The sequence below is a fragment of the Arthrobacter sp. TMT4-20 genome (assembly GCF_054510775.1).
This window is the reverse complement of the sequence record NZ_JBTNDW010000007.1, coordinates 39,289-63,832: the sequence shown is the minus strand read 5'-3', so window position 1 is coordinate 63,832 and position 24,544 is coordinate 39,289. Positions and strand designations below refer to the sequence as shown.

General features: G+C 63.3%; 24 protein-coding genes. 7 read left to right on the top strand and 17 right to left on the bottom strand.

Annotated elements, in window-relative coordinates; translation table 11 throughout:
• Positions 1–56: 56 nt before the first annotated feature.
• The 7 genes from ACX80Z_RS08440 to ACX80Z_RS08410 form a co-directional block, all read right to left on the bottom strand.
• Entirely contained in the window at positions 57–1,073 is a 1,017-nt protein-coding gene (locus ACX80Z_RS08440; RefSeq protein ID WP_459315559.1) for a PHP domain-containing protein, read from the bottom strand.
• Between the two features lie 46 nt (positions 1,074–1,119).
• Entirely contained in the window at positions 1,120–1,881 is a 762-nt protein-coding gene (locus ACX80Z_RS08435; protein WP_019482152.1) for an IclR family transcriptional regulator, read from the bottom strand.
• A gap of 120 nt (positions 1,882–2,001) precedes the next feature.
• Complete coding sequence (locus ACX80Z_RS08430) at positions 2,002–2,865, bottom strand: ABC transporter permease (protein ID WP_459303554.1); 864 nt, start codon at positions 2,863–2,865, stop codon at positions 2,002–2,004.
• On the bottom strand, positions 2,849–3,829 hold the full coding sequence (locus tag ACX80Z_RS08425; protein ID WP_019482154.1) for an ABC transporter ATP-binding protein: 981 nt from the start codon (positions 3,827–3,829) through the stop codon (positions 2,849–2,851). The genes ACX80Z_RS08430 and ACX80Z_RS08425 overlap by 17 nt, the downstream gene beginning before the upstream one ends.
• The gene (locus tag ACX80Z_RS08420) at positions 3,826–4,974 is read right to left on the bottom strand and encodes a LolA family protein (protein WP_459315558.1); all 1,149 of its coding nucleotides are present in this window, start codon (positions 4,972–4,974) and stop codon (positions 3,826–3,828) included. The genes ACX80Z_RS08425 and ACX80Z_RS08420 overlap by 4 nt, the downstream gene beginning before the upstream one ends.
• A gap of 140 nt (positions 4,975–5,114) precedes the next feature.
• Positions 5,115–5,663, bottom strand: a complete 549-nt coding sequence (locus ACX80Z_RS08415) for a hypothetical protein (RefSeq protein ID WP_026040990.1) — start codon at positions 5,661–5,663, stop codon at positions 5,115–5,117.
• On the bottom strand, positions 5,660–5,896 hold the full coding sequence (locus ACX80Z_RS08410; protein WP_459315557.1) for a hypothetical protein: 237 nt from the start codon (positions 5,894–5,896) through the stop codon (positions 5,660–5,662). The genes ACX80Z_RS08415 and ACX80Z_RS08410 overlap by 4 nt, the downstream gene beginning before the upstream one ends.
• Positions 5,897–5,961: 65 nt before the next feature.
• On the opposite strand from ACX80Z_RS08410, the gene ACX80Z_RS08405 reads away from it, so the two are divergent.
• On the top strand, positions 5,962–6,735 hold the full coding sequence (locus tag ACX80Z_RS08405; RefSeq protein WP_459315556.1) for a hypothetical protein: 774 nt from the start codon (positions 5,962–5,964) through the stop codon (positions 6,733–6,735).
• A 552-nt stretch (positions 6,736–7,287) separates the two neighbouring features.
• Here ACX80Z_RS08405 and ACX80Z_RS08400 read toward each other — a convergent pair.
• Positions 7,288–7,947, bottom strand: a complete 660-nt coding sequence (locus ACX80Z_RS08400) for an NUDIX hydrolase (protein WP_459315554.1) — start codon at positions 7,945–7,947, stop codon at positions 7,288–7,290.
• 60 nt (positions 7,948–8,007) lie between these two features.
• Here ACX80Z_RS08400 and ACX80Z_RS08395 point away from each other — a divergent pair, with 60 nt between their 5' ends.
• Positions 8,008–8,874: an MBL fold metallo-hydrolase gene (locus ACX80Z_RS08395; RefSeq protein WP_459315552.1), complete on the top strand. Its 867-nt coding sequence runs from the start codon at positions 8,008–8,010 to the stop codon at positions 8,872–8,874.
• Positions 8,875–8,943: 69 nt separating this feature from the next.
• Here ACX80Z_RS08395 and ACX80Z_RS08390 read toward each other — a convergent pair whose 3' ends face one another.
• The 3 genes from ACX80Z_RS08390 to ACX80Z_RS08380 are packed head-to-tail and all read right to left on the bottom strand — an operon-like array spanning position 8,944 to position 12,580.
• On the bottom strand, positions 8,944–9,513 hold the full coding sequence (locus tag ACX80Z_RS08390; RefSeq protein ID WP_019482160.1) for a potassium channel family protein: 570 nt from the start codon (positions 9,511–9,513) through the stop codon (positions 8,944–8,946).
• Positions 9,510–9,938 (bottom strand): PLDc N-terminal domain-containing protein, encoded by a 429-nt coding sequence (locus ACX80Z_RS08385; RefSeq protein ID WP_459315551.1) that lies wholly within the window; start codon positions 9,936–9,938, stop codon positions 9,510–9,512. The genes ACX80Z_RS08390 and ACX80Z_RS08385 overlap by 4 nt, the downstream gene beginning before the upstream one ends.
• 29 nt (positions 9,939–9,967) lie before the next feature.
• The gene (locus ACX80Z_RS08380) at positions 9,968–12,580 is read right to left on the bottom strand and encodes a LuxR C-terminal-related transcriptional regulator (RefSeq protein ID WP_459315550.1); all 2,613 of its coding nucleotides are present in this window, start codon (positions 12,578–12,580) and stop codon (positions 9,968–9,970) included.
• 468 nt (positions 12,581–13,048) lie between these two features.
• On the opposite strand from ACX80Z_RS08380, the gene ACX80Z_RS08375 reads away from it, so the two are divergent.
• Genes ACX80Z_RS08375 through ACX80Z_RS08365 form a run of 3 tightly spaced genes read left to right on the top strand, consistent with a single transcriptional unit; the run spans position 13,049 to position 14,983 of the window.
• Entirely contained in the window at positions 13,049–13,477 is a 429-nt protein-coding gene (locus ACX80Z_RS08375; RefSeq protein ID WP_019482164.1) for a DUF6325 family protein, read from the top strand.
• 35 nt (positions 13,478–13,512) lie between these two features.
• Complete coding sequence (locus ACX80Z_RS08370; RefSeq protein WP_116777978.1) at positions 13,513–13,782, top strand: SHOCT domain-containing protein; 270 nt, start codon at positions 13,513–13,515, stop codon at positions 13,780–13,782.
• A 13-nt stretch (positions 13,783–13,795) separates the two neighbouring features.
• Positions 13,796–14,983 carry a hypothetical protein gene (locus ACX80Z_RS08365; protein ID WP_459315548.1) on the top strand — a complete coding sequence of 396 codons (1,188 nt, stop codon included), beginning with the start codon at positions 13,796–13,798 and terminating at the stop codon, positions 14,981–14,983.
• Here the strand turns inward: ACX80Z_RS08365 and ACX80Z_RS08360 are convergent.
• The gene (locus ACX80Z_RS08360; protein WP_459315547.1) at positions 14,977–15,468 is read right to left on the bottom strand and encodes a nucleoside deaminase; all 492 of its coding nucleotides are present in this window, start codon (positions 15,466–15,468) and stop codon (positions 14,977–14,979) included. The two genes, ACX80Z_RS08365 and ACX80Z_RS08360, sit on opposite strands and share 7 nt — an antisense overlap.
• A 340-nt stretch (positions 15,469–15,808) precedes the next feature.
• On the opposite strand from ACX80Z_RS08360, the gene ACX80Z_RS08355 reads away from it, so the two are divergent.
• Complete coding sequence (locus ACX80Z_RS08355; protein WP_024476015.1) at positions 15,809–16,636, top strand: DUF1206 domain-containing protein; 828 nt, start codon at positions 15,809–15,811, stop codon at positions 16,634–16,636.
• A 15-nt stretch (positions 16,637–16,651) separates the two neighbouring features.
• On the opposite strand, the gene ACX80Z_RS08350 is transcribed toward ACX80Z_RS08355, so the two are convergent.
• The 5 genes from ACX80Z_RS08350 to rhaI all read right to left on the bottom strand — a co-directional run bounded on the left by ACX80Z_RS08350 (position 16,652) and on the right by rhaI (position 23,208).
• The gene (locus ACX80Z_RS08350) at positions 16,652–17,413 is read right to left on the bottom strand and encodes an SDR family NAD(P)-dependent oxidoreductase (RefSeq protein WP_459315545.1); all 762 of its coding nucleotides are present in this window, start codon (positions 17,411–17,413) and stop codon (positions 16,652–16,654) included.
• A gap of 8 nt (positions 17,414–17,421) precedes the next feature.
• Positions 17,422–18,420 carry an acetamidase/formamidase family protein gene (locus tag ACX80Z_RS08345; RefSeq protein ID WP_019482170.1) on the bottom strand — a complete coding sequence of 333 codons (999 nt, stop codon included), beginning with the start codon at positions 18,418–18,420 and terminating at the stop codon, positions 17,422–17,424.
• A 119-nt stretch (positions 18,421–18,539) separates the two neighbouring features.
• On the bottom strand, positions 18,540–20,009 hold the full coding sequence (locus ACX80Z_RS08340; protein WP_459315543.1) for a rhamnulokinase: 1,470 nt from the start codon (positions 20,007–20,009) through the stop codon (positions 18,540–18,542).
• Positions 20,006–22,042 carry a bifunctional aldolase/short-chain dehydrogenase gene (locus ACX80Z_RS08335; RefSeq protein ID WP_459315542.1) on the bottom strand — a complete coding sequence of 679 codons (2,037 nt, stop codon included), beginning with the start codon at positions 22,040–22,042 and terminating at the stop codon, positions 20,006–20,008. Before ACX80Z_RS08335 ends, ACX80Z_RS08340 begins: the two co-directional genes overlap by 4 nt.
• Positions 22,042–23,208, bottom strand: coding sequence for an L-rhamnose isomerase (gene rhaI / locus ACX80Z_RS08330; protein WP_459315540.1), 1,167 nt, complete (start codon positions 23,206–23,208; stop codon positions 22,042–22,044). Before rhaI ends, ACX80Z_RS08335 begins: the two co-directional genes overlap by 1 nt.
• Before the next feature lie 182 nt (positions 23,209–23,390).
• Here rhaI and ACX80Z_RS08325 point away from each other — a divergent pair, with 182 nt between their 5' ends.
• The gene (locus ACX80Z_RS08325; RefSeq protein ID WP_459315539.1) at positions 23,391–24,422 is read left to right on the top strand and encodes a LacI family DNA-binding transcriptional regulator; all 1,032 of its coding nucleotides are present in this window, start codon (positions 23,391–23,393) and stop codon (positions 24,420–24,422) included.
• Positions 24,423–24,544 lie beyond the last annotated feature (122 nt).

The following is a 24,544-nucleotide window of genomic DNA, read 5'->3' as shown; positions in this document are numbered from 1 at the left end:
TTCCCCTGGGCTAGTTCTGGTGCTGTCGGTTGGTTCGTTCCGCGATGCTGGCTCACCTAGTCGCCGTTGAGCCAGCTGAGCAGTTGCTCCTCCGGCCAGGTAGTGATGATGCGCTCAGCCGGAACGCCATTGGCTTCGGCCCGTTCCGCCCCGTACTGCAGGAAATCCAGCTGGCCGGGCGCATGCGCGTCGCTGTCGATGCTGAAAAGGCAGCCAGCATCCAGTGCCAGGCGAATCAGTTCATCGGGAGGATCCTGGCGTTCCGGTCGGGAGTTGATCTCCACGGCAACGTTGTTTTCGGCGCAGGCCGCGAAGACCTGGACGGCGTCGAACTCCGACGGCGGGCGAGTCCCCCGGGACCCCTGCACGAGACGGCCGGTGCAGTGTCCCAGGACGTTGGTCTGTGGGTTCCGGATCCCGCCGAGCATCCGCCGGGTCATAGTGGAACGGTCAGAGCGAAGCTTGGAGTGCACGCTGGCGACGACGACGTCGAGCCGGTCCAGCAGCGCTGGCGTCTGGTCGAGGGTGCCGTCCTCAAGGATGTCGACCTCGATGCCGGCCAGCAGCCGGAACCCGGCGGCGCTGGCGTTGATCTGCTCCACAATATCGAGCTGCTCAGCGAGTCGTTCGGCGCTGAGCCCATTGGCGATAGTGAGGTTGGGCGAATGATCAGTGAGGGCCAGATACTGATGGCCGAGGGTTTGTGCGGCCTGGACCATCAGTTCGATGGGGCTACCCCCGTCGGACCAGTTGCTATGGCTATGCAGGTCGCCTCGTAGGGCGGCCCTGAGCGAGTGTCCGCCTTCCCCCAGGGGCATTGCCGACTGTTCGCGGAGTTCAGCGAGGTAATCGGGGATCTCTCCGCTGACGGACTGGGAGACCACCTCGAAGGTGCGCGCCCCGATGCCCTTCATCCTTTTTAGTCGACCGTCTCTGGTCCTGGCCAGCAGCTCGTCGAAAGACAGCTCACCGAGAAGATCGGCGGCGTTCCGGAATGCCTTGATTTTGAAGGTTGGCGCTGCCTTGCGTTCGAGCCAGAAGGCAATTTCATTAAGCGCAGCTACGGCGTCCATGCTTCACCCTACAAATAACCCGGTCTGAAGTCGCCGAAACACCGGGTCAGGCCTTCAGATTCAGTTCCGCGGCGATTGATCGGACCGCCTCGCGGAGCAGAGGGACGGCCTTCTCGGCGAACCGTTCATCGACGCGGGAGACCGGCCCGGATACTGAAATGGCGCTGGGGGTCGGCGCGTCGGGGACGGCCATGGCGAAACACCTGACGCCGAGTTCCTGCTCCTGCTCATCGACTGAGTAACCGCGCTCGCGGATGAGCTCCAGTTCGGCCAGCAACTCGTCGATGTTTTTCAGGCTCCTGTCGGTCGGCGTCGGCATGCCCGCGCGGCCGACGATGCTGCGCACCGCATCGTTGCTCAACTGCGCAAGGATGGCTTTCCCCACGCCGGTGTCGTGGGTGTGGGCGCGGCGGCCCACCTCGGTGAACATGCGCATCGAGTGGGGGGAGGGCACCTGAGCGATGTAGATGACCATGTCCGAATCCAGGACCGCCATATTGGACGTCTCGCCCAGACTGTCAACCAGGTTCTTCAGCTGGGGACGGGCAAGAGCTCCGAGCTGTTTGTTGGCGCCTTCGCCCAGCCGGATTAGCCGCGGGCCCAGCGCGTAACGGCGGTTTGGTAGCTGGCGGGCATAACCCTTGGCGACCAGGGTGCGCAGCAGGCGGTGGATGGTCGGCAAGGGAAGCTCGGTCGAGGAGGAAAGTTCACTGAGGGAGACTTCCCCGCCGGCGTCGGTGATGAGCTCGAGCAGTTCAAAGACCCGCTCGACGGACTGTACCCCGCCGCCTGCTGCTTTCTCAGCCATGTGACACTCCCAATTCTCGAGCTCCCACTGACAGGTTTGATCCGCGAGGTGGAAACTTTCTAGAGGCTATCGTACTTTCCACTCAGTGGAATCGGGAATCCAGCAAGATGAGGGCAGCCGTCAGGCGAGGACATCGCGCGTGGTGAACCGGCCGTAGGCGAGCGCGCCGAAGACCAGCACATAACCCGATTGTAGGAGGGCATTCGCGGCGAAGGAGGACCACTCGATCGGCTGCCGGAGCAGATCCACGAAGCCAAACCAGTAGTGGCTCAGGAGCCAGGGGTGCAAGAGTTCCAGCTGGGGAAGCTGACCCACCACTTGGGAGACGACCGAGATGACCACCGTCGCGGCCATCGCGCCGACCGGCACATCCGTGAGGGTCGAGATGAACAGGCCGACGGCGCAGAGCCCGGTAAGCGACACGGTGACGTAGGCGCAGATCAACGCCGACCGCAGCAGAGACTCGCCGATGCTCACGGTGTCACCGGACAGGAGGGTCACCGGCCCCACTGGGAACAGGACAGCGCCAATCAGCGTTCCGGCCAGGACGACGGCGAGTGTCGCTGCCAGGCAGAACACCACAGCACCGGCGAATTTCACGGCGAGCAGCCGGCCCCGGCCCACGGGTGCCACCAGGAGGTAGCGTAGCGTTCCGGTGCTGGCTTCGCCGGCGATGGTATCGCCAGCCACTACCCCGACAGTGAGCGGCAGAAACAGCGGAATAGCGACAGTGATCGCTGCGACGGCCACGAACAACCCGTTCTGGGTGATCTGGTCAAGGAAGGCCGGGCCGCGCCCCGTAGGCGGACCGGAGGTCAGCCGGACAGCCACCGCAATCAGAACCGGGATGGCCGCCAGCGCAAGAAGCAGGGCCCAGGTGCGCCGTCGTCTGAACAGGATTGAAAGTTCCGAAGCCATAAACACCAGCCCCGTTGCGGGCCGCCGCCCGATGCTGTGCGCCGGATCGTTATTGGACAACGTCAAACCCTTCCCCGGTGAGCGACACAAAAAGTTCCTCAAGCCCCACCTGATCGACGGTAAAGCCCTTCACGCGTACCCCGGCGGCCACGAGAGCGGCGACGATGGTCTCGGGTGGGAAATGCTCGGGTAGCGGGGCGCCCACCGCAACATCGGAACCGCCCGGGGTGTGGTGGCTGGGTGTCGGCTCTTGCGGGGTCAATCCCAGCCGGGTCAACACCTGTCGGCAGTCCGCGCCGTCGGGGGTAAGTACCTCCACCCGGGTCTGGCCGGCGGCGCGCAGCTCACTCAGCTCGCCCTGCGCCACCAGCTTGCCCGCTCGGAGGACCGCCACGTGGGAGCAGATCTGTTCCACCTCGGCCAACAGGTGACTGGAGACGAAGACCGTGGTGCCTTCTGCGGTGAGGGAATGGACCAGATGGCGCACCTCCCGGGTGCCCTGGGGATCGAGGCCGTTGGTCGGCTCGTCCAGGACGATCAGGTCCCGATGTGTCAGCAGTGCGTTGGCGATCCCTAGCCGTTGCTTCATTCCCAGAGAGTAGGCCCCCACCTTTTTGTCGGCCGCCTGTGAAAGGCCTACCCGTTCCAGTGCCTGCGCGGTGCGGGCGCGGCGGGTCGACGGGTCAACGAAGCGGTCTGCGGCGTCGAGGCGGTGCAGGTTGGCCCGCCCCGAGAGGAAAGGGTAAAACCCAGGTCCTTCCACGAGGGCTCCCACCCTGGGCAGTACCTCGGGAAGAAACCTGGGGATCTTGCGCCCGAGTACCTCCACGTCGCCCGATGTCGCGCTCGCCAGGCCTAGCAGGATACGGATCGTTGTAGTTTTGCCTGACCCATTGGGGCCGAGGAAGCCGAAAACCGACCCCCGTGGCACTGACAGGTCGATACCGTCCAGGACTGTTTGCCCACCGAATCGCTTCGAGAGCCCCCTGGTCTGAACGGCAGGGCCCTCCGGTAACGTTTCGTCGCTCACTCGTCGTCGGCAACTGCCTGGAGACGATCGGCGGGCACGGAACCCACCAGAACCCGCCCATCATCGGTGAGCAGAACGTTCAGCAGTCGGGTCTGCATCAGGCGGCCGCCGTCGACCGGTGTGCTTAGCTGATCGATCATTCCGGTCAACTCGGGGTCTCCGGTCGGGAAGTCCCCGGCGGAAAACTCCACCACGGTTCCCCAGCCGGTGCCGGTGACAGTCGGTTCGGTTGACTCGTCGGTGGCTTCGGGCTTGCCATCGCTATGATCGCGTTTGTCGTCGTGTTCGCGGTATTCGCCGTGTTCCGGAGCCTCAGTGATGGTGGCACCAGCCGGGGGCGTGAAGTCGAATATCTCGGGAGCGGGCGCCTCGAAACTGATCTCGGTGTATGCGGCACTGAACGCCGGGGTGGTTCCGCTACTGGCAGCGACGCTGACCGCGAGCGGGAGGCCCGTCTCGGCGTCGACGTCGACCGTGATCGAACCCACCAGAGTTTCGTTGCTGCGGGGGGTCATGATCAGCTGGTAGGCGGCACGGCCGGCGACCATCCGGTCGGGGCCAACTGAAACTTCGGTGGTCGGGTCGGCCTTCTCGAGGAGGAGTGTGGCGAGCTGGTCCGGGGTCTGCACCCCGGGGAGGTCAGCCGGCACTCCGTCTGCCGACTTGATTACCGAATGTACTGCGGAATTTTCTCCGGAGTCGTAGAACCAGAGCTCATCGCCGTTGAGGATGAGGTTTCGTTCGGCCATCTCGTCCTGGATCTGGATTCGAGCCTGGGTTGGGCCGTCAAGGAAGACCCGTGCGGTGTGTGGGGCAGTGAGCATTTCCAGCATGGCGCCCTCGGCAGTCGGAACCGAACCCCCGTCGGCGCCGGGATCAGTTCCAGGGGCTGTGCTGGGCCCCATACCGCCTCCGCCCGCACCATTGATCAGGGAGAGGTCAGGCAGCCCGAGGTCGGACGTCTGCTCCACGGTGCCCGAAAGTGCATCCACCGAGTGGCCGGCAGCTAGTTCGAGTACCTCGGCGGCGGTCAGGTCCGGCAGGTCGACCGCGGCGTTAGCCGTGAGTGGGACCAGGATGACCCCGGCGCCCATGACAGCTGTCACTGCTACGGCCGGCGCCCAGTTTCGCCACTTACGGTTCATGGTCCATCTCCCTTGATCACAAGTTCCGCAACCACAACGGTTATGTTTGGACGTTACTCCGGTTTCCTGAGAGTTTGATCTGAGTTTCCCGCCCCTGTCCGCTAGGGAAGCGAACGGTCTGGCCGGGGGAAAGTGAGCACCTAACGGCGGCGTGAACCGAAAAGGTAGCCGCCGACTGCGGCGCCGAGGGCGACCCCGCTGGTCAACAGGGCGGTGCCGATCGGCCGGATCGGGAGTCCACTGCCGAAGGGCGTGTGGACGGCACCCGGATGCGAGGCCAGAGGGGCAGGCACGAGTCCCGATCCCACCGCAATGAGGACTCCGGCCAGAAGTAGACCGGTGCCCACCCACAGCACCACCACCGGTGAGCTGGGCTTCCTCGGGTTTGTCCCAGTCATGACCCGCTGACGTTTCCCCAGCCGGAGGCCGGCGGCTGCGGCGCTGGCCATCAGCCCACCGACCAGCAGCACTTGACCGCACACGGCGAGCAGGTCGGAAAAGGAGGAGGCGTCGTCGTCGACCGCTATGACCAACTCGGAGGAATAGGCGATGCTCTGCTCGCCGACGCCGGTGGGCAGGGGCAGCGTGGTGGGGGTGGCGCCGAACAGGAGTGACACCCCACCGAGCGTCACCACAAATGAGAGCGCGACAAGCCAGACGGCCACCGGCTTTAGAGTGAAAGTGGTCATGGTGCCCGCCACCCGCGAAAGTAGCCAAGTGCCCAGGCGATAATTATCAGCCCGAGCGCAGCAAGACCCAGCCCGAAGATTTCACCAGCGGTCGGACCGGGCAGGAGCACGGAGTTTGACAGCGGCGCGTAGGCAAACCAGCCAAACTCCAGGGGCGGCCTGGTCATCGCTGCTGTAATGATCATGGCCAGCCCGACGACGGCGGCGGAAGATCGAACCGGCGAAGAAACCAACCCTGACGACACCTAAGCATGAGCGCGGAATCCAACGATAATCAGATATTAGGGGAGACAAGGCAATGAGCGAATCAGACGGCATTGAAGAAGCAGTAAACGGACTCTCACGAACCGGAATAGCGTTAGCGGGCCGGTTAGGCGAACAGTTCGCCCGGATGCGTGAGCAGTCGCTACGCCAGCAGCAAGCAGTCGAGGAACAGCGCGGCAAAGAACTCCAGGCCCGCTACGAAGCCCAACGGGGAGCAGCGTGGGCGCAGCTCGCCCCCACCGCAGATGATCGGTGGTGGGACCAGGCACGCCCGCAGGACATAGAGCGAGTCCACGAGACGGCCACCGCGTGGAAAGACATTGACCCCTCAGCTCAGGAAGCCGCCGAGCGTATCCGCCGCGAAGTGCAGGGACGCTACGGCGTGGACGTGAACAGCCCCGGAGCGGACCCGAACGCAGTCAGCGAAGCACTAGCCCGCGCAGAACGGGACAGGGCCGAAGCAGACCGGCAGCGCACCGCCGGGAACAATGACGGCATAGAGGCAGGCGTGGTGATGGGAGCTGCTGGCAGAGAGGACCGCAACCGAGCCGCAGAGGTCGAAGCCGAGAACGCCGCAGCGAAGCAAGCCGCCCCACTGTACGACAGCGAGGAACGCCGGCAAGCTTTCGCTTCATCACTGGACGGCAAAGCAGACGCCGAAACCATCAACGCCCGGATAGTGGCCGACCGTGACCAAGCCACACCACCCACCGAGGCAATCGCCGGGAAGCCAAGCAGAGCAAAAACAGTCAAGCGCGGCAACACCCCAGCACCAACGCAAGAGATCCGCACAGGGATCTCCCGATAACAGCGTCTCGTGCCGGTACTGCCTGGACGTAATCTTTACAGGAGATCGACGGGCTGAAGCGAACATGGGTCGAAGGAGCTAAACGGAAGGACGACCGGGCCGCCAATTACTGCGTGCAGTTGGATCGGGACCAGGGATTCAAGGCGAACCTTGTCCGGCGGTCTTTCGTAGCGTTGTTTGAAGACCAGTACATGTAGAGCGTCTATATCTACAGATTTAATTTCCATAATTCTGTAATGGTCATCTGTTCCCGACGGATCCGTTCGGTCTCCTTCCCAGAAAAAACAAAATAGGTCGCCTTCGTGTGAATTGATGTTCTTCCCTCCGATGCCAGGTCCCAGTCCTCCCGTGAATACCCTGTGTGTGCGGATCCAGTTCAATGTTTCCCCCATCGACGCGCCGCGGCAGCGGCGACCTGCTCCAGAGACTACGCCGTGATGGGTGCGCCAGGGAATCGTGGTGGGGAACGGCGGGATTACCTCCGGCGGATCGCGGAAGGTTGAGGACCCCGGACGATCCGGTCGCGGGGTGCTGGGTGGGGTTTGAGGTGGGCTACGGTCGGCCCACCGGCGAAATGCGGCGGGGCGCCTGCAGGATCGGCTGCAGCGCTGCCGCCAGGCGTCCCGGGAGGCCGGCCAGTTCCTTTAGGAGCGCCTCCGTGGGGCGCATCAGGTTCAACTGCCCATCGGCGGCGCCCGCGAGAATCCACCGGGCTGTTGCCCAGTGCGACGAATCGGCCTCGGTGGTCTGGTGTCGCGGATCCACGGTCGGAGCAAGCACGGTCAGGTAGAAGAAGGTGTCGAAGCGCTTGCCGTAACTGGCAGGCGTAATCCAGTTGGCCCACGGGGTCAGATCCTCGGGCGCCAACACAGCCCCCGTTTCCTCCTGCACTTCGCGCACCGCTGCGGCGAGTAACACGCCGGATGCCTCAGCCGGGGACACCTCAATCGAGCCGGGCCCCCGGCCGGAGGCAATGCTGGTCGCCGCCCAGCTTCGCGCATGATTGGCCAGGAGGTGCGCCGGGGCGGGGTGGGCGACGGCGGTAACATGGTCGACGGCGTCCACGCGGCCCCCTGGGAAGACGACAACCCCTGCAGCAAAGTCCATCGTGAGCGAGCGGTTCTGGATGAAAATCTCATCCCCACGGATCATCAGGACGCTGACGGCGAGGCGGGGAACCACCGCCGGTGCGTCGTTGTGGGATGTTCTCATGCTGCGCACTTTATCCGATACGGGGGTCGGCGCAGGGACCGGGATCGCTAGGGTAGATGCATGGTTCAATTGCACACGCCAGGTCTGGTTTCCAGCAGCGACCTCACCCGGTATCGGCTTGCCCCAAATCCGGGGCCGATGAGTCTGGAGGGCACCAACTCGTATCTCATTGCAGCCCCGGAGGGCGAAGTGCCCGGTGAAGTGCCCGGTGAAGCAGCCGGTGTCGCAGCGGTGGAGACGGGGCAACGCCCGGTTGTCGTCGTGGATCCCGGCCCGTTGGATGAGGAACACCTGGCGGCGCTGGCCGGCGCGGGGAAAGTTGAACTGGTCCTGATTACCCATCGGCACCGCGACCACACCGAAGCCAGCGAACGCTTCCATCAGCTGACCGGAGCGCCGGTACGGGCAATGGATCCTGGCCACTGCCACGGGGGAGCTCAGCTGGTCGACGGTGAAGAAATTTTCGCGGCGGGGGTGACCATCCGGGTTTTAGCCACCCCCGGGCACACCTCTGACTCGGTCTGTTTTCTCCTGCCCGACGACGGCGCTACCGGTTCAATCCTGACGGGCGACACAATCCTGGGCCGCGGCACCACCATCATCGACTACCCCGATGGCCGGCTGGGTCCTTACCTGGACTCGCTGGCGAAGCTCAGCGCGCTCGGACCGGCCAGGGTCCTTCCCGCCCACGGCCCGATCCTCCCGGATCTGACAGCCATCTCACGCCACTATTTACGGCACCGGGGCGAACGGTTGGATCAAATCCGCGCTGCGCTCGCGGATATTGGTGCTGGCGCAACGGTACAGAACGTTACCGACGTGGTCTACGCCGACGTCGACGGGTCAGTCCGGCGGGCAGCCGAGGCGTCGGTGGCAGCTCAGCTGGATTACCTGGGCGTCCCCGGCCAGACCACCGAGCCGGGATGAAACCGACTTCGAACGGCAAGAGCAGCGCGATCCGTCCACCACCCCGGTCAGGAGTGGCAGCGGGCAGCGCTAACTTCGCCGAAGTAGCCCCTGACGCGCCGCGAAGAACACCACTTTTACGATCAGGATCAACAACCCCAAACCGGTGATCATCTGGATGGTCACCGCGACCCGCGCGAGAGTGTCGATGGGCACGACGTCGCCGAAACCGACGGTCGCAAATGTAGCTGTGGTGAGGTATAGCGCGTCCACCCGGCTCAGGGGCTCGCTGAATGACTGCGGATCCGTCACAGAAATGGACACGTAGAGCAGGGCGAACAGGCAGAGGAAGAGGGCAACACTCTGGACAACCGCCTCGGCGGCACGCACCTGGGGGACCCCGGAGGTGAGGACCAGCTGGATCTGAAGGGCCATGGCGATCAGGAAAATGAGCAACAGCGCGATGAGCCGTATCCAGGCGGCTGCCGCAGTGCCTGATGCGAATCCGGAAACGGGGAACTGGAAGTAGACGGCAAGTATCACTGCGAGAGTCACGATCGAACGGATCACGGCAACGACAACGACCCGGCGTCGTCGTCGTTGATCGAGTTCAAGAAAGGACGCCGGCCGATTTTTGCTGTTCCGCCTGTCTGGTGTCATCGAAGTTGGGTGCCCGCTCCAGGTGAGCGGCCTGTGCTGAAGGGCAGATCGACCAGGATGCTCTCCTTGAGCCGTTGGAACTCGGCTTCAGAAATTGCGTTGTCATCCAACAGGGCCTTCGCGGTCTTGATCTGGTTCACGGCCGTCGCCTCTTCGTTGCCCGCGGTGGCTGCTGCTGCGGAGCGAGAAGACTCAATCATTCCGTAGCTGCGCAGGGCCATCGCCTGTCCGTGGGCTACGAGGTAGGCCAATGCTGTGAAGAAGGGAAGGAAGATGAGGAGAAGAACCCAGACGAACTTGACCCATCTACCCATTTCCGGGCTGCGGAAGATGTCGGCCAGTACAAAGAAGAGGAGCGACAAATAGGACACGAGCAGGAAAAAGACCAGCGTTGCCCAAAAGAAGTCCCAGAAGTTGATGCTCACAGAGCACCTCCTAGGGTCGGGTGCTACGACTAGTTGTCGTAGCGCGGGGTAAGGGATTTACGCGCGCCGTTGAGCACAACGGCGGAACTGGCTGGTGTGCTGGCGGTTGCCGGCAACAGCCCAAGGTCCTGGGCAATGGCGATCGCTTCCCGGCGGGAAGTCGCCCCCAGCTTCCGGTAAATGCCCCGGACATGTGTCTTTACGGTGTTTGTTGAGATCAACAGCCGCTCCGCGATCTCGTCGACGGTCGCGAAGGTGGGCAGCAGGGTGAGGAGATCCAATTCACGATGGGTGAGGGGCGGGTAGAACGAGCTTTGCCCGTTACCCCGGAAACGGGTGATGCGTGCGATGATGTGGCCGAACGCGGGAAAGTAGAGTTGTTCATGAACCACAGCAGCTCGGACTTCGGCCCCGGCAAACGCGAACGCGCGTAGCGTGCCGCTTTTGGCCCCCAATTGAAGAGCCTCCCCCAACGCGGTTCGAGCCTCGTAGGTCCGGTCCTCTTCGAGCGCTATTCGGCAGGTCAGAGCCCACGCGGTCAGAATGGAGCACCGGCTTTGGCTTTCAACGTAGCCAGCGGTGACTGCTGACAGGAGCTTCCGGGCGGCATTCAGATGCCCGGCGGCGAGGAGCTCCCACGCGGAGATGGTGTGCAGTTCTCCGCTCACCCCTTGATGCTGCCTGAGTTCCGACTTGAGCGTCTCCAAGGCGTCGCCGTGTCTCAGCTGGAGCAGCATCGACGCCGTTTGGAGGGAGCAAATAGCGAGGTCTGGTGGGAACGCACCGTGGATAAGGTCGTGCCGCACCCGGTTCAACAGCCCGGCAGCAGCCTCATGCCGGTTGCTCCCGCTTTGAAATTGCAGGATCAGGGATAGCTTTGAGTTCGAACGGGCGATTACTGGGACGGCCGAATCGGCGCGTCTGACGTAGGCGTTGTGGAGCCGGGCCGACGAATCGTCCAAGGCGTGATAGGCGCACCACGCGGCGATCAGGTGCGCCGGCCTCAGGCTGGGGCCGTAGCGTAGTTCGGTTTCACCGGCGCGCCGGATAGCCCAGGAGGCTTCTGCCCGGGCCAGCCTGAATTCTTCACGGGAGACATGGACAGCGGCAGCAACCGATCGGGCATCAACCAGAGCGGTCTGGTTCCCGCGGTTACGGGCAAGCCGGGATGCCTGCAGCGATAGGGCCAGTGCGTCTTCAAACCGCCCCACCCCAACCATCGCTGCGGCCAGGACATTCGTCAGGTACAGGTCGAGGTCGTCGAGGGGAGGTTGTTCAACGACCTTTTCAAGCAAGTCCACAGCGTCAGTGAATGAGCCTCGCGACATATCCAACTGAGCCTGGAGAGCGGTTGCCAGCAGCACAAATGCCGCCGGTAGGTGCTGCCCAGCGCCGCTGCGTTTGAGGCGATCGAGGCCTTCGGAGGCTACAGTCGGGTCGCCCGCCCGCAACGCGATCACCCCTTCCAGGAGCGTCAGCTCCTGGAAGGGGTGACGCTTTTGGCTGGCGGATATTTCGAGAATAAGGTTGGCTTCGCCGCCCCACAGGAGTTCAAGACCAGAGGTGGCCACGGTGGTTCGCAATACATCGGGGTTTCCTGACTGCACCGCATGAACCAGAGCCTCCGCGTGTCGTCCCTGCTCCGGTAACCAGGCGGCCATCCGGGCGTGGGCGGCAGCCAGGGAATCTGTAGGATTCGCCGCAGCGTGAGCGTCGAGGAAGCGCCGCAGCAACCGGTGGCATCGAAAATGTCTGATCGCCAATGGCTCGCTGCTGACGTCCATGATCAGACCCGTTTCGGCGCGGAGGCGGTCGAGGACCTGCGCGCCATTGGTTCGGCCCAGAACATGGTTGAGATCCTCGACAGTCCAGGTGGCAAGCGTCGACACGGAGAGCAGTAGTTGTTGCAGTTCGGGCCTGTAGGAGTCGAAGAGAGGCCGCATAAGCTGGCGATGCAAAGGGTCTGAGGTCGCATCTGGTGGGTTCTGGGAACTGACCGACTCCGCGTGGCGGGACGCCAGTCTGGTCGCCGCAGGCCACCCCTCGGTCAGGTCAAGTAAGCGGTCAACGTCCAGGGGGGAACCCTTCACCAGCCGAACCAACTCACGCCTGGTGAAGGCGAGCGATCCGCCGTCGACCTCGATGAGAGCGTCGTCAAGATTGACTTGGTACAACGCACTGAGCCTCGGTAGGGATCGACCGATCAGAATGAAGCGCACGTTCGATGCGGAGCGCAGAACAAAATAGTCGAGGTCCTGAAGGACCCGACGATCCCTCAGCGCGTGGCAGTCATCCAGGACGAAAATAACCTGTCCCTTCACCTCAGCGATGATCGTGATGATGCTGTCGATGAATGCGTTGTCCCCGGATGTCTCCGGCGCTGGGTGTCTGCGCAGGCGGCCATCCCCCAGCGTGGGAATTGCCAGCTCGATGGCACTCACCACCAGGGACCAGAACCGTGCGGGTTGGTCGTCGGCCGGGTCGATGGTGAGCCAGACGACGGGGCGGCCCTGAGCTTTCCGCCTGGAAACCCACTGAACAGCGAGCGTCGTTTTGCCATAGCCCATCCCACCGGTGATCGAGGCAAGTCGGGAGCCGGGCTGAAGCACGGCGTCCACCGCCTGCAAGAGACGTGGACGCAACAAAGCAGACTGGTCCGGCCGTGGCGGCCTGACCTTTGTCGCGGCAACTGCTCCATATGTGACCATGGATCAACACGTCCTCACGATGGACTATCGGGCGGTCTCATGCATCCTTTGCAGCAGAACCCGTCAGCTGATACCAATCGTGGGAGTTCCTGGCTTTGAGCACAAGAGCGTTTCCCGAGAGGCGTGGTCGGTCGCCGAAAAGGTGTTGCGGAGCGCATCCGCTGCTTCCCAGCCCAGGTTAGGTCCGAGGAGCACCATCCTGGTCCCGGCGAAGGCTTCACTGACCCCGGTCGACGATTGCCCCACTCGTCAGCAGGAAGAGTGCCGAGGTGCCAGTGGTGACCATCTAACTGTGTCGTTCGGGACGTGGTTGGCAGATCACCCGGACCGGGTGATTTCAGTTCGTGTGGTTTGTGGAAAATTGAGCTTTGAACCTGAGCGTAGGTGTTGAAGAGGAGCCACATGCGAGTCGGCCCAGTCGAAGTGATCATCTGCACGTTTCCCAGCCCGGAGATTGACCAGAGTGTTGCTTTCTCATTGAGCGAGGCAGTTGAGTCGGGGGCAGTCGCCCTCCTCGACGTAGTAGTCGTTGCCAGGGATGGGCTGGGCACGCTCAACGTCAGGGATCTGGGGGACGATCTGCCGGCCGCCTGGTCGCGATTGATTGTCGATCCGCGGCCACTGACGTTGCTCAGCGAAACCGACATTGAGGTGGTGGCGGAGTCAGTCGGGGACAACGAGTCCTCGGTGATCGTCACGCTGGAGCATCGGTGGGCTCGGCGCCTGTCTGAAGACGTGCGGGCCGCGGGCGGGACAACCGCGCTGCACGTCCACATTCCGCACGACACAGTGGTCGACGCTTTCCAGGCCGATGGTGTCGCTGCAAGCTAATCGACTCACCCCAAAAACCGTTCGAAGGACACGAAATGCCATTCGGCAGACAGGGCAGACCGGGCCTCCTTGGATCCGTGGCCCGAACAGCAGTCATCTCAGGCACAGCACAGATGACCGCCGCGGCTATCAACCATCGGATGCATGACCGACAGGTTCGCCCCCATCCGGCGTCGAGCCCGCCACCGCCGATGACAGGCGGAGATCAGTTGGTTGACCAACTGGCCCGGCTCGCCAACCTTCACTCGGCCGGGGTGCTGACCGCCGCGGAATTCGCGGCCGCGAAATCCAGATTGCTGGCCTAGCCGGAGCGCGGCCATGCCCAGGAAACGTTGGGTCACGTCAGTGATCCTGGTAGTCCTCACCGCCGGACTGGTCTTCGCCACGGTTCCGGCTCTATACCTGCGCACCCAGATTCTTGCCACCGATCGATATGTGGCAACAGTCGCTCCGCTGGCGGCCGACCCAGCGATTCAGGCCGAGGTGGCCGAACACGTGACCGAGCGAATTGTTGCGTCAATTGATGTTGAGGGACGCGCCCGGGATGCATTGACCGAGCTGACCCGGTCGGCACCGTTGGCAGAACCCCTGATCGAGGACCTGGTGCCGGTGATCATTGAACAAACCCACGCCAGAATTGAGGCTGTCGCTTCCCGGGTGGTCACCGCCCCGGAGTTTCAGGTCCTGTGGATCGCGGCGAACCGCGAGGCGCACCAGCGGCTCATTGGTCTGATCACGGGCGAACCCACCGGTGCGGCCAGCCTCGACGAGAGCGGTGCTGTAACTATTTCCACTGGGGAGATGATCGCGCAGGTCAAGGAGCGGCTGATCCGAGAAGATGTGACGATCGCGGCAAGAATTCCAGAGATCGACGCCGAGGTCACCCTTTTCCAGTCGCCCGAGCTGGTCCGGGCTGGGCGAGCGATCAATGTCCTTGACCGTGGTGCAGTGACCCTGACATGGCTCGCCGCGCTAGGGTCAGTCGCTGCGATCGCGGTGGCACCCACCGGCTCGAGGCTGCGAGCGATTGGGACGCTGGGCTTTGGGACTGCGCTTGCCATGGCACTGCTAGCGGTCGCAGTGGGACTGGGGCGGGCGTATTACCTCAACGCGATCCCGTCCGACCGGATTACCCCAGCGGCAGCGCAGAGTCTCATCGATCGTCTACTTGCCCCACTGCAGGTCAGCTTGAGGAGCGTCTTCGTGGTTGCGTTGCTGACCATGCTGGTTGCGTTCCTGGTGAGACGGTCCAGTGTGGCTGTGGGGCAACGGCGCGGCAATACCCCGGAGGCCGGATACGCCCGCGGCGACAGCGACCCAGAGCCCTGGCAACACAGCCTGGGGCGGCACAAACGTGCGGCCCAAGCCGCCGTCATCGTCGTCGCAATGGTCGTGTTGGTGCTGTGGCAGCAGCCGACGGCGGCCGTTGTACTGTGGACGACGGTTACTGCTGGGCTGGCCCTGGTGGCGGTCGAACTGCTGCCGCGGTCCATGACTGCTCAGTAGTCGACCCTCGCGGCCAGGGTACGCCAGGCGTCAAACGGAGCCGAGGCTGGGAGTTCCGCTTCCGCAAGTGGGGCCACCTGCCGTATTGGCATCGACCGTTCTTCAACCGGGGTGTTGAAGTAGTCGTAGAAGACCGCGTCATCAAAGCCGGCTTTCTCCGCGTCGAACCGGTCGGCCACGTAAACCACCGATTCGACTCGCGCCCAGAGCGCGGCGGAGACGCAAAGTGGGCAGGGCTCGCAGCTCGTGTAGAGCGTGCTTCCAGAGAGTTCGAAGGTTTGCAGTGCGGTGCAGGCGTTGCGGATGGCCATCACTTCGGCATGCGCGGTCGGGTCATTGGACGCGGTGACACGGTTGACGCCCGCGAAGCTACGACCATCGCTGGTGACGATTAGCGCCCCGAATGGACCGCCGTCGTTGTGGACATTTGCGACCGCCAACGCGACAGTCTCGTCGAGGAACCGCGCTTCGTCTTGAGTGTTCACAGGTGTTGTCTCCCGGGTGGGCAGCCGCCGTCGAGCCCTGGCCGGGGAATCCTCCCGGCGGGCGCTTCCGGGCAACTGCGGGTCATCAATGTGCAGGTCCACCTGGTAGATAGCTATCCCAGCCGGGACGCCCGCCGTGGGTTTCGTTCGAACTGTAGCACCGCGCTTTCCGTGACCGAAAGGGCGCCCTGCTGCGAAGGCATCCCTCCCACTGACGTTTCGTCAACCACTAGCGTGGGCGAGGGTCCCTTCAGGAGCTGACGACGGGCCGCTTCCAAAGTTTTCCGGGTCGCTCCCCCGCCCGGATAGGGTAGAAGCTCTGGCCAATGGGGGAGCGTGGATGTCCGCGGGGGGAAGCAACAGGTCCGGAATAGCGGATACGGCTGAAAGTATCTCGGACGGGTTGGCATTGGACGTCACCGCTCGTTTTGGGTTTGCGGTGCTCGGGGTGGTGCACATCCTGATCGGGGTCATCGCATTGCAGGTCGCGTCCGGTGGGGACGGGCAGGCGGAGCCCACGGGGGCGTTGGAGCAGTTGGCTTCAGGATCTGCTGGACCGTGGACCATGTGGGCGTGTGCGATTGGTTGTTTGGGGCTTGCCCTGTGGCAGCTCAGCGAGTCCACCCTGCGGTATCGGCGGAAGCCAGTGGGGAAGCGGCTTGAGAAAGCCGTCTCGTCGGGGTCCCTGGCCGTCACCTACGGGATCATGGCGGTGACCATGGCACGATTCGCACTGGGCGATGGCCCGGACTCGAGTGAGTTCACCAGGGATTTCACCAGGACGATGATGGCCTACCCGCTGGGATCCTTCATCGTGCTCGTGGTGGGCGGCACGGTGCTAGGGATTGGCGTCTACTTCATCGTCAAAGGGCTGCGTCGAACGTTCAGACCCGAACTGGAGCACTTTGTTGATTTGCGGCGGGGTGCCGTGGTCGACGCACTGGGGGTGCTGGGCCACGTCGCGAAGGGGGTGGCGCTCATCCTCATGGGATTGCTCTTTGTGGTTGCTGCCATCACCAACCAACCGTCCCAATCGACGGGTCTGGATGGGAGCCTCAAGGCGCTCCAGGACCACCCGTTTGGGAATGGGATCCTGATCGCCATCGCTGTGGGGCTGATCTTCTACGGCGCTTTCGCCATCATCCGTGCCAGGTTCGGCCGGATGTAGCACTTTTCACCTGGCCTAGAACTGGATGCCCCGGGACAGCCCGCCGTCGACCAGGATGTTGGCTCCAGTGGTTCGGCTGGACCGCGGACTGGCAACGAATACCACGGTATCGGCAACTTCTTGCGGCGTGCCCATCCGGTGTGTTGGGTTCAGTCCCATCGCCATGCTGAACAGCTCGGGGTCGCCTTGTTCGATGTTCTGCCACACGCCGCCCTCGTGAAAGGTATTGCCGGGGGAGACCGTGTTGGCGCGGATGCCTTGCTCGGCCAGTTGAAAAGCCAGCCCTGCCATGTAGGCGATGAGAGCCGACTTGACGGTCCCGTAGGGCCCGGAGGCGAAGTCCACTTCCCGTCCGGAGACGCTGGAGATGGCAATGATTGACGCAGCGCTGCTCTGCTGCAGGTGGGGCAGCGCCGCCTTGACCAGCCTGACCGTACCCATGAGGTCTACCCTGAGAGATGCTTCCCAGTTTTCGTCAGTGTCGGGGATGGCGAGGGCGCTCACGTTACTGACCACTATGTCGATCCCGCCGAACATCGACGCTGAATCACCGACCCATCGTGCCACCGCGGCGGCGTCGCCCATGTCCATCGCCGTACCAGAGATGCGACCGCGGCTGCCAACCAGTGAGGCTTCACTAGCTTCGATCTCGGCGGGGTTCCGAGCGCAGAACCCCACGTTGGCACCCTCTGCCGCGAAGGATTCGACGATTGCCCGGCCAATACCTTTAGTACCGCCGGTTACCAGTGCGGTCAGTCCAGCCAATTGCAGGTCCATGGTCTCTCCTAGAGGTTCTTGCTGCGGTGACGCAGGTCATCGTGTAATCCGTCAAAAGCATGCACTCGGGGGAATAGCTTCTTTGCGGCCTTCACCACCACGCTGTAATTGGCATCGACGGCGTTGGCGATGGGCGCCAGCGCCGTCTGGGTGAGCAACTGGTAAGCGTCCATCTGATGCAGTCCGAAGAGCTCCTCAAACCACCTCACCATCTCCACCTGACCGATTCGCCAGGAGTCTTCCATGGGTCGTGAAGAACCAACGGCCATCCAGTGACTGTCGCTTTCAAGCCGGGGCCAGGCCGGAGCTCCACCCTTAATAAGCTCGACGATAATGGTTGAATTCATCGCCCCCTCCACGGCCGTTCCGCATGCTTCGCCCTCACCCTGCCGGTAATGGCCGTCTCCAATGGAGAACAAGGCTCCCTCGACGTTCACCCCTAAATAGACCGTGGTTCCGGCTTTGACTTCGGGGGAATCCATGTTGCCGCCGAAACGCTCCGGGACCAGCGATGACCGCACTTCGCCGCCGGGCGGAGCGACCCCAATGGTGCCAAGCATTGGTTCAAGAGGCAGCGCGACCTCGAATTCGGTATGCCGGGCTTGGAATCCAACGGTCTGCCGCGCAGTGTCAACGTGGTAGATCCAGGTGGTATCCGGGAGCGGTTCCTGCAGCAGAGCAGTGCGATCGGTGCTGGTGAGTCCGCCGAAGAAGGGGATGGTGGCCGATGCACCCCAGGAACGGGCGGGCGTCAGGTCCACAATATGAATGGCTAGAGTGTCTCCGGGTTCCGCGCCAGCTACGTAAAACGGCCCGGTTTGGGGGTTCACAAACCGGAGGTCCACCTTCTCACTGGACAGATCATCGACGCTGGTCAGGGCGTGGTTGAAGGCGTCCTCAGACCACAGTTTCAATACCGTTCCGGGCTGGATCGTCATGACTGGCGCTGCGCCGCCGAACGTGTAGACGAGCTGATCTCGGGCTGGAGTGTATTCAACGGCATCCATTATTGGATGCTATGCCGGTGGTTGGGCACTGACAAGGGTGCGGCACCATCAAGGATGCGTAGCAGCCCGCCTCCATCCCGATCCGTGGGTGTCAGACTCAGGTACACCGGTTCCTTGAACTAGGGCCGGCCCCTGGGGCACTTCCGGGCCCGTGAGGCGTGGTACGTGGTGGTGTCCGCCGTCCGGGCGACCGCCGCCCTGATATCGGTAAGCGATGCTGCATCACCGAGGAGTCCCGCTGCGCGGGCCTGCACCATGATGTTACCCAATGCTGTCGCCTCGACCGGTCCGGCCACGACCGGCAGGCCAGTGGCGTCAGCGGTCAGCTGGCACAACAGCGCGTTTTGGGAACCCCCACCCACAATGTGCACCACTTCGACTGAGGCGCCGGAAAGGTCGACAGCCTGCCGCACCGTTCGCGCGTAGGCGTCGGCGAGGCTATCCAGAATGCAGCGCACGACGCCGGCGGGATCGGCGGGTGCCGCACCCCCGGCTTGGCGGATCGCGTCGAGGATTCGGGCAGGCATATTTCCCGGGGGGATGAAGGTGGCTGAGTCAACGTCAATTCGGGGACCGTCGGCAGGTTGGGACGCAGCCTCGGCCAGTAGCGACTCCAACTGAGGGGCTTCACCGCCAATAGCCCAGCTGCGCAGGCACTCCTGCAGGAGCCAGAGGCCTCCGACGTTCCGCAAATACCGGATGGTGCCGTCAATACCGCGTTCATTGGTGAAGTTGGCTGAGCGGCTGGCCGGAGTGACCACGGGATGGTCTAGTTCCACTCCGACCAGGGACCAGGTGCCCGAGGAAATGTAGGCAAACTTTTCGGCTGCGGATGCGGCGGGGACCGCGACAACGGCTGATGCAGTGTCATGCGAGCCCACCGCCACGATGGAAGTATCCGCAGGCAGCCCGGTGCTCCGCGCCACCTCGGGTAGGAGAATGCCCAGCGTTTGTCCCGGCTGGATCAACGGCGGGAAGAGGACGGAAGGAAGTCCCAACCTGGTGAAGATTTCGGGTGCCCAGTCATTGGTGCGCGCATCGACCAATCCAGTGGTTGACGCGTTGGTCGCCTCGCTGGCCCGCCGTCCGGTCAGCCAGAAGCAGAGCAGGTCCGGGACCAGCAGCGCCTGTTGCCGGTCCAGTGACGTCTCGGCGGCCAGTTGATAGACGGTGTTGAACGGCAGAAACTGCAATCCGGTGATCTCATACAAGCGCTCAAACGGGATCAGGGCGTGCACGCCCGCCACGGTTGTCTCGCTTCGAACGTCCCGGTGACTGAAGGGTAGAGAGGCAAGGGCGCCGCCGTCGTCGAGCAGACCGTAATCCACTGCCCAGGTGTCCACACCCACGCTCGCAATCCGTTCTCCGGGTTCAAGCGAACCTGACGCAAATGTCAGTCCCGCAAGCACCTGGGTGAACAGCGCGCGTACGTCCCAGCGCAGAGTGCCGTCGACCTCCACCGCCCCATTGGGAAACCGGTGCACGATCTGGAGCGACGGGCCGTCCGATCCCATTCGACCGAGAATCACCCGCCCCGACGAGGCGCCGATGTCGACGGCGACGAACACCGCGCCAGCGCGGCCGGTCATCGCAGGAACGCCGCCGCCACACCCGCATCCACTGGAATGTGCAGCCCCGTGGTGTGTGACAGGGCATCGGAGGTCAGGACGGCGACGGCGCTGGCCACGTTTTCTGGCAGCACCTCCCGCTTGAGGAGGGTGCGCTGGGCGTAATACTCGCCTAGCTTGTCCTCTTCGACGCCGTAGACTGCCGCACGCTTGGCGCCCCACCCGCCGGCGAAGATCCCGGATCCGCGCACCACACCGTCCGGGTTGATCCCATTGACGCGGATCCCGTGCCCACCAAGCTCGGCGGCAAGCAGCCGCACCTGATGCGCCTGGTCCGCCTTGGTTGCCGAGTAGGCAATGTTGTTCGGCCCGGCGAAAACCGAGTTCTTCGACGAGATGTAGATGATGTCGCCGCCCATCTGCTGCTCAATCAACACTTTCGCCGCGGCCTGCGAAACCAGGAAGGACCCCTTGGCCATCACGTTGTGCTGCAGATCCCAATCCTGCTCGGTGGTTTCAAGCAGAGGCTTGGAGATCGACAGTCCGGCATTGTTGACCACCAGATCCAGCCCCCCGAAGGCCAGCACCGCGGCGTCGATGGCAAGCCGTACCTGCGCTGGATCGGTGACGTCGGCCTGCACCCCAATTGCTGTATCGGTGCTGCCCAACTCGGCGGCAACCGTCTGTGCATTCTCCAGGTTCAGGTCAGCGATGACGACGCACGCCCCCTCGGCGGCGAGCCGGGTGGCAATCGCCTTGCCGATGCCCGACGCCGCCCCGGTCACCAGGGCGATCCGCCCAGCATGGGATTTGGGCTGGGGAAGCCGGGCCAGCTTGGCTTCCTCGAGTGCCCAATACTCGATGCGGAATTTCTCGTTCTCGTCGATCGGCGAGTAGGTGGAAATAGCTTCGGCCCCACGCATCACGTTAATCGCGTTCAGGTAGAACTCACCAGCCACGCGGGCGGTCTGCTTCGTGGCGCCGAAGGTGAACATGCCGACGCCGGGAACCAGAACCACTGCCGGGTCGGCGCCCCGAATAGCGGGCGAGTCCGGCGCAGCATGCCGATCGTAGTAGGCCTGATATTCGGTGCGGTAAGCCTCATGGAGTTCGCGCAGTCGGCTCAGCGAGTCTTCCACCGACGAATCTGCGGGGAGGTCAAGCACCAGCGGCCTGACCTTGGTGCGGAGGAAATGGTCGGGACAACTGGTGCCGAGGTCCGCCAGCCTGCGGTGCTCGGAGGCTTCCAGGAAGTGCAGGACGGCGTCGTCGTCGGTGAAGTGACCCACCTGCACCTTATCGGTGGACGCAAGACCGCGGATCGACGGTCCGAGCGCCGCTGCTTTCGCGCGCCGCTCGGCGGGGGCAAGGGCTCCGTAACCCGGTAGGGGGGCGCCGAACGGTTCCGTGCGCCCATGCGCGTCAATGTATTTTTCGGCCGTGATGATGATCCACAGCGAGTTCCTCTCGGCCTCATCCGAGGTGTCTCCCCACGCGGTAATTCCGTGTCCGCCGAGGATCACGCCGATCGCCTGCGGGTTCTGGGCTTTGATGGCGGCGATGTCCAGCCCCAACTGGAATCCCGGGCGACGCCAGGGGACCCAGAGCACCTTGTCGCCAAAGATGGTCCCGGTCAGGGCTTCCCCGTCCTGAGCGGTGGCGATGGCGATACCGGAGTCGGGGTGGAGATGGTCCACGTGGTTGGCGTCAAGCAGCCCGTGCATCGCGGTGTCGATGGAAGGTGCAGCACCGCCTTTCCCATGCAGCGTGAAATCGAAGGCCGCGACCATTTCGTCCTCGCGGTCGACGCCGGGATAGACGGTGGTCAGCGCGCGGAGCCGGTCCAGACGGAGGATTGCAAGGCCCTGCTCTTTCAGGGTGCCAAGGTCGCCTCCAGAGCCCTTCACCCAGAGGAGGTCGACGTCGTCGCCGGTTACCGGGTCGGTCGCCGTGCCCTTGGCTGAGGTATTACCGCCCGCATAGTTGGTGTTGCGGTGGTCAGCGCCCAAGCGGTTTGACCGTTTGAGTAAGGATTCGACTACTGGGTTGGTCATTATGCGCCCCATCCTGCCTGCTGGCCGCCCTGGCGGGCCTCGTTGATTTGCTGTTGGTAGCCGCTGGCCTGATAGGCAGCCATCGGGTCGCCCGGGAGTCCACGGGATTCGCGCCACGCAGCCAAGTCGGGTCGGACATCTGTGTAAAAGGCGTCCATGAACACGGCGTTGGCGCCCAATACGTCACCGGCTTCCTGCGCCCTGGTCAGGGCCTGGCGGTCAACCAGCAGCGCGCGCGCCGTCATTTCCTGGACGTTTTGCACCGAGCGGATCTGCCCGGGGATCTTCTCCTCCAGGTTGTGGCACTGGTCCAGCATGAGGGCAATGTTGGATGCCGGGTCCAGCCCACCACCTCGGATCACCTCGACCATGATTCTGAACAGCTGGAAGGGGTCGGCCGAGCCGACGATGAGGTCGTCGTCGGCGTAGAAACGGGAGTTGAAATCGAATGAACCAAGCTTTCCCAGCCGGATCAGTTGAGCGACGATGAACTCGATATTGGTTCCGGGGGCGTGATGACCGGTATCCAGGCAGACCAGAGCTTTCTCGCCTAGCTCGAGGCACTGTGCGTAGGAGGTTCCCCAATCCGGAACATCGGTGTGATAGAACGCCGGTTCGAAGAATTTGTACTCCAGAACGAGCCGTTGGTCGTCGCCGAGTCGGTCATAGACCTTGCGCAGCGATTCCTGCAGCCAGTCCTGACGGGAGCGCATGTCCCCCTGGCCCGGATAGTTGGTCCCGTCCGCCAGCCAGATCTTCAGATCGCGTGATCCGGTCACGTTCATGACGTCGATGCACTCATACATGTGGTCGATGGCTTTGTTGCGGATCGCAGCATCGCTGTGGGTGAGGCTACCGAACTTGTAGTCCTCGTCCTGGAAGGTATTGCTGTTGATGGTGCCGAGGCAGATGCCGTGTTGCTGGGCATAGTCGGCGAGCTGACCGTAGTCATCGACCTTGTCCCACGGAATGTGAAGCGCGATCGAGGGCGCCAGCCCGGTGAGCTCGTTCACCTTCGCCGCGTCGCTGATCTTCTCCCGCACCGTGCGCGGGGTGCCGGGGGTTTGGAAGACCCGGAACCGGGTGCCGGAGTTTCCATACGCCCAGGATGGGACTTCAATGGCCAGCTGCTCCAGCTGTGGCGTGACGCTATCCAGAACACTCATTCTTGTCTCCAGGTCATTCAAGGTGCGGGCCAGCCTGCCATGAAGTGCAGGCTTCAAAAGCTGGCTTGAATCGTTTCACTTTGATCTGTCAAAGTTATCCTTGCATACGAGAGAGTGTCAAGGATCACTGTGCTGGGTGCCGGTACGGCCTGGTAGTGGTCCGTAGCCAGTGAGGATTAGCCATGAACAGCCGCCCGGTGAGTATCAAGGATGTGGCCGATCGTGCACAGGTTGCGGTGGGGACCGTCTCCAATGTTTTGAACCACCCAACCCGGGTGGCGGAGCGCACCCGGGCGCGGGTGACCGCAGCCATCGCAGATCTTGGATTCGTGCGCAATGATGCGGCGCGACAATTGCGGGCGGGACAGAGTCGGACCATTGGGCTGATTGTCCTGGACATCGGCAATCCGTTCTTCTCCTCGCTGGCACGGGCGGCAGAGGACTCCGCGGCCGAACGGGGGAGCACGGTGGTACTCGGTGATAGCGGCCATGACGCAGACCGTGAAGCCCGCTACATTGACGTGTTCGAGCAACAGCGGGTACAGGGAATGCTGATCTCGCCTGTGGGTGACCTCGCGGCCCGGCTGGAGGTGCTTCATTCACGGGCAGTCCCCGTGGTCCTAGTTGACCGGAAGGACGATCTGAAACTTTTCAGTTCGGTGTCGGTCGATGACGAGGCCGGCGGCTACCTCGCTGTCAGGCACCTCCTGGAAGGCGGTCGACGACGGATCGCGTTTGTAGGGGCAGGCGCTTCGATCCAGCAGGTGGCCGACCGAATGGCGGGAGCCCGGAGGGCCGTCGGGGAGTTCCCCGGTGCGTCGCTGGAATTCGTGCTTGCGGAAGCCATGACAGTGCTGGCGGGTCGGGCAGCGGGGGAGCAGGTGGTCAAGGCAGATCCGGCGCGGATGCCCGATGGAATCTTCTGTGCCAACGATCTGCTCGCGATCGGCGTGATGCAGGCGGTGCTGCTCATCGGCGGGCTGAAGGTGCCGGAAGATTTGGCGCTGATCGGGTACGACGACATTGACTTTGCTGAATCCGCGGTGGTGCCCCTGTCAACAATCCGCAGGCCTACCGAGCTCATGGGTCGCACCGCCGTCGAGCTATTGCTCGGAGAAATCGACGACGCGCAGAGCGAGCGGCGACAGGTGGTGTTCCAGCCCGAGCTTGTTGCGCGGGGGAGCACAAGTGGCCGGATCACTGCCCAAATATAGGTTCCTACGCCCGTCCCGGTGACTCGCACATCCTGTAACTGCCGGTATGCCCGTCGAAGGTCACGGATTGGAATCAGCTGTTGACGGTGATCCCCCTCACGCCTACGATCAATCCTGAACCA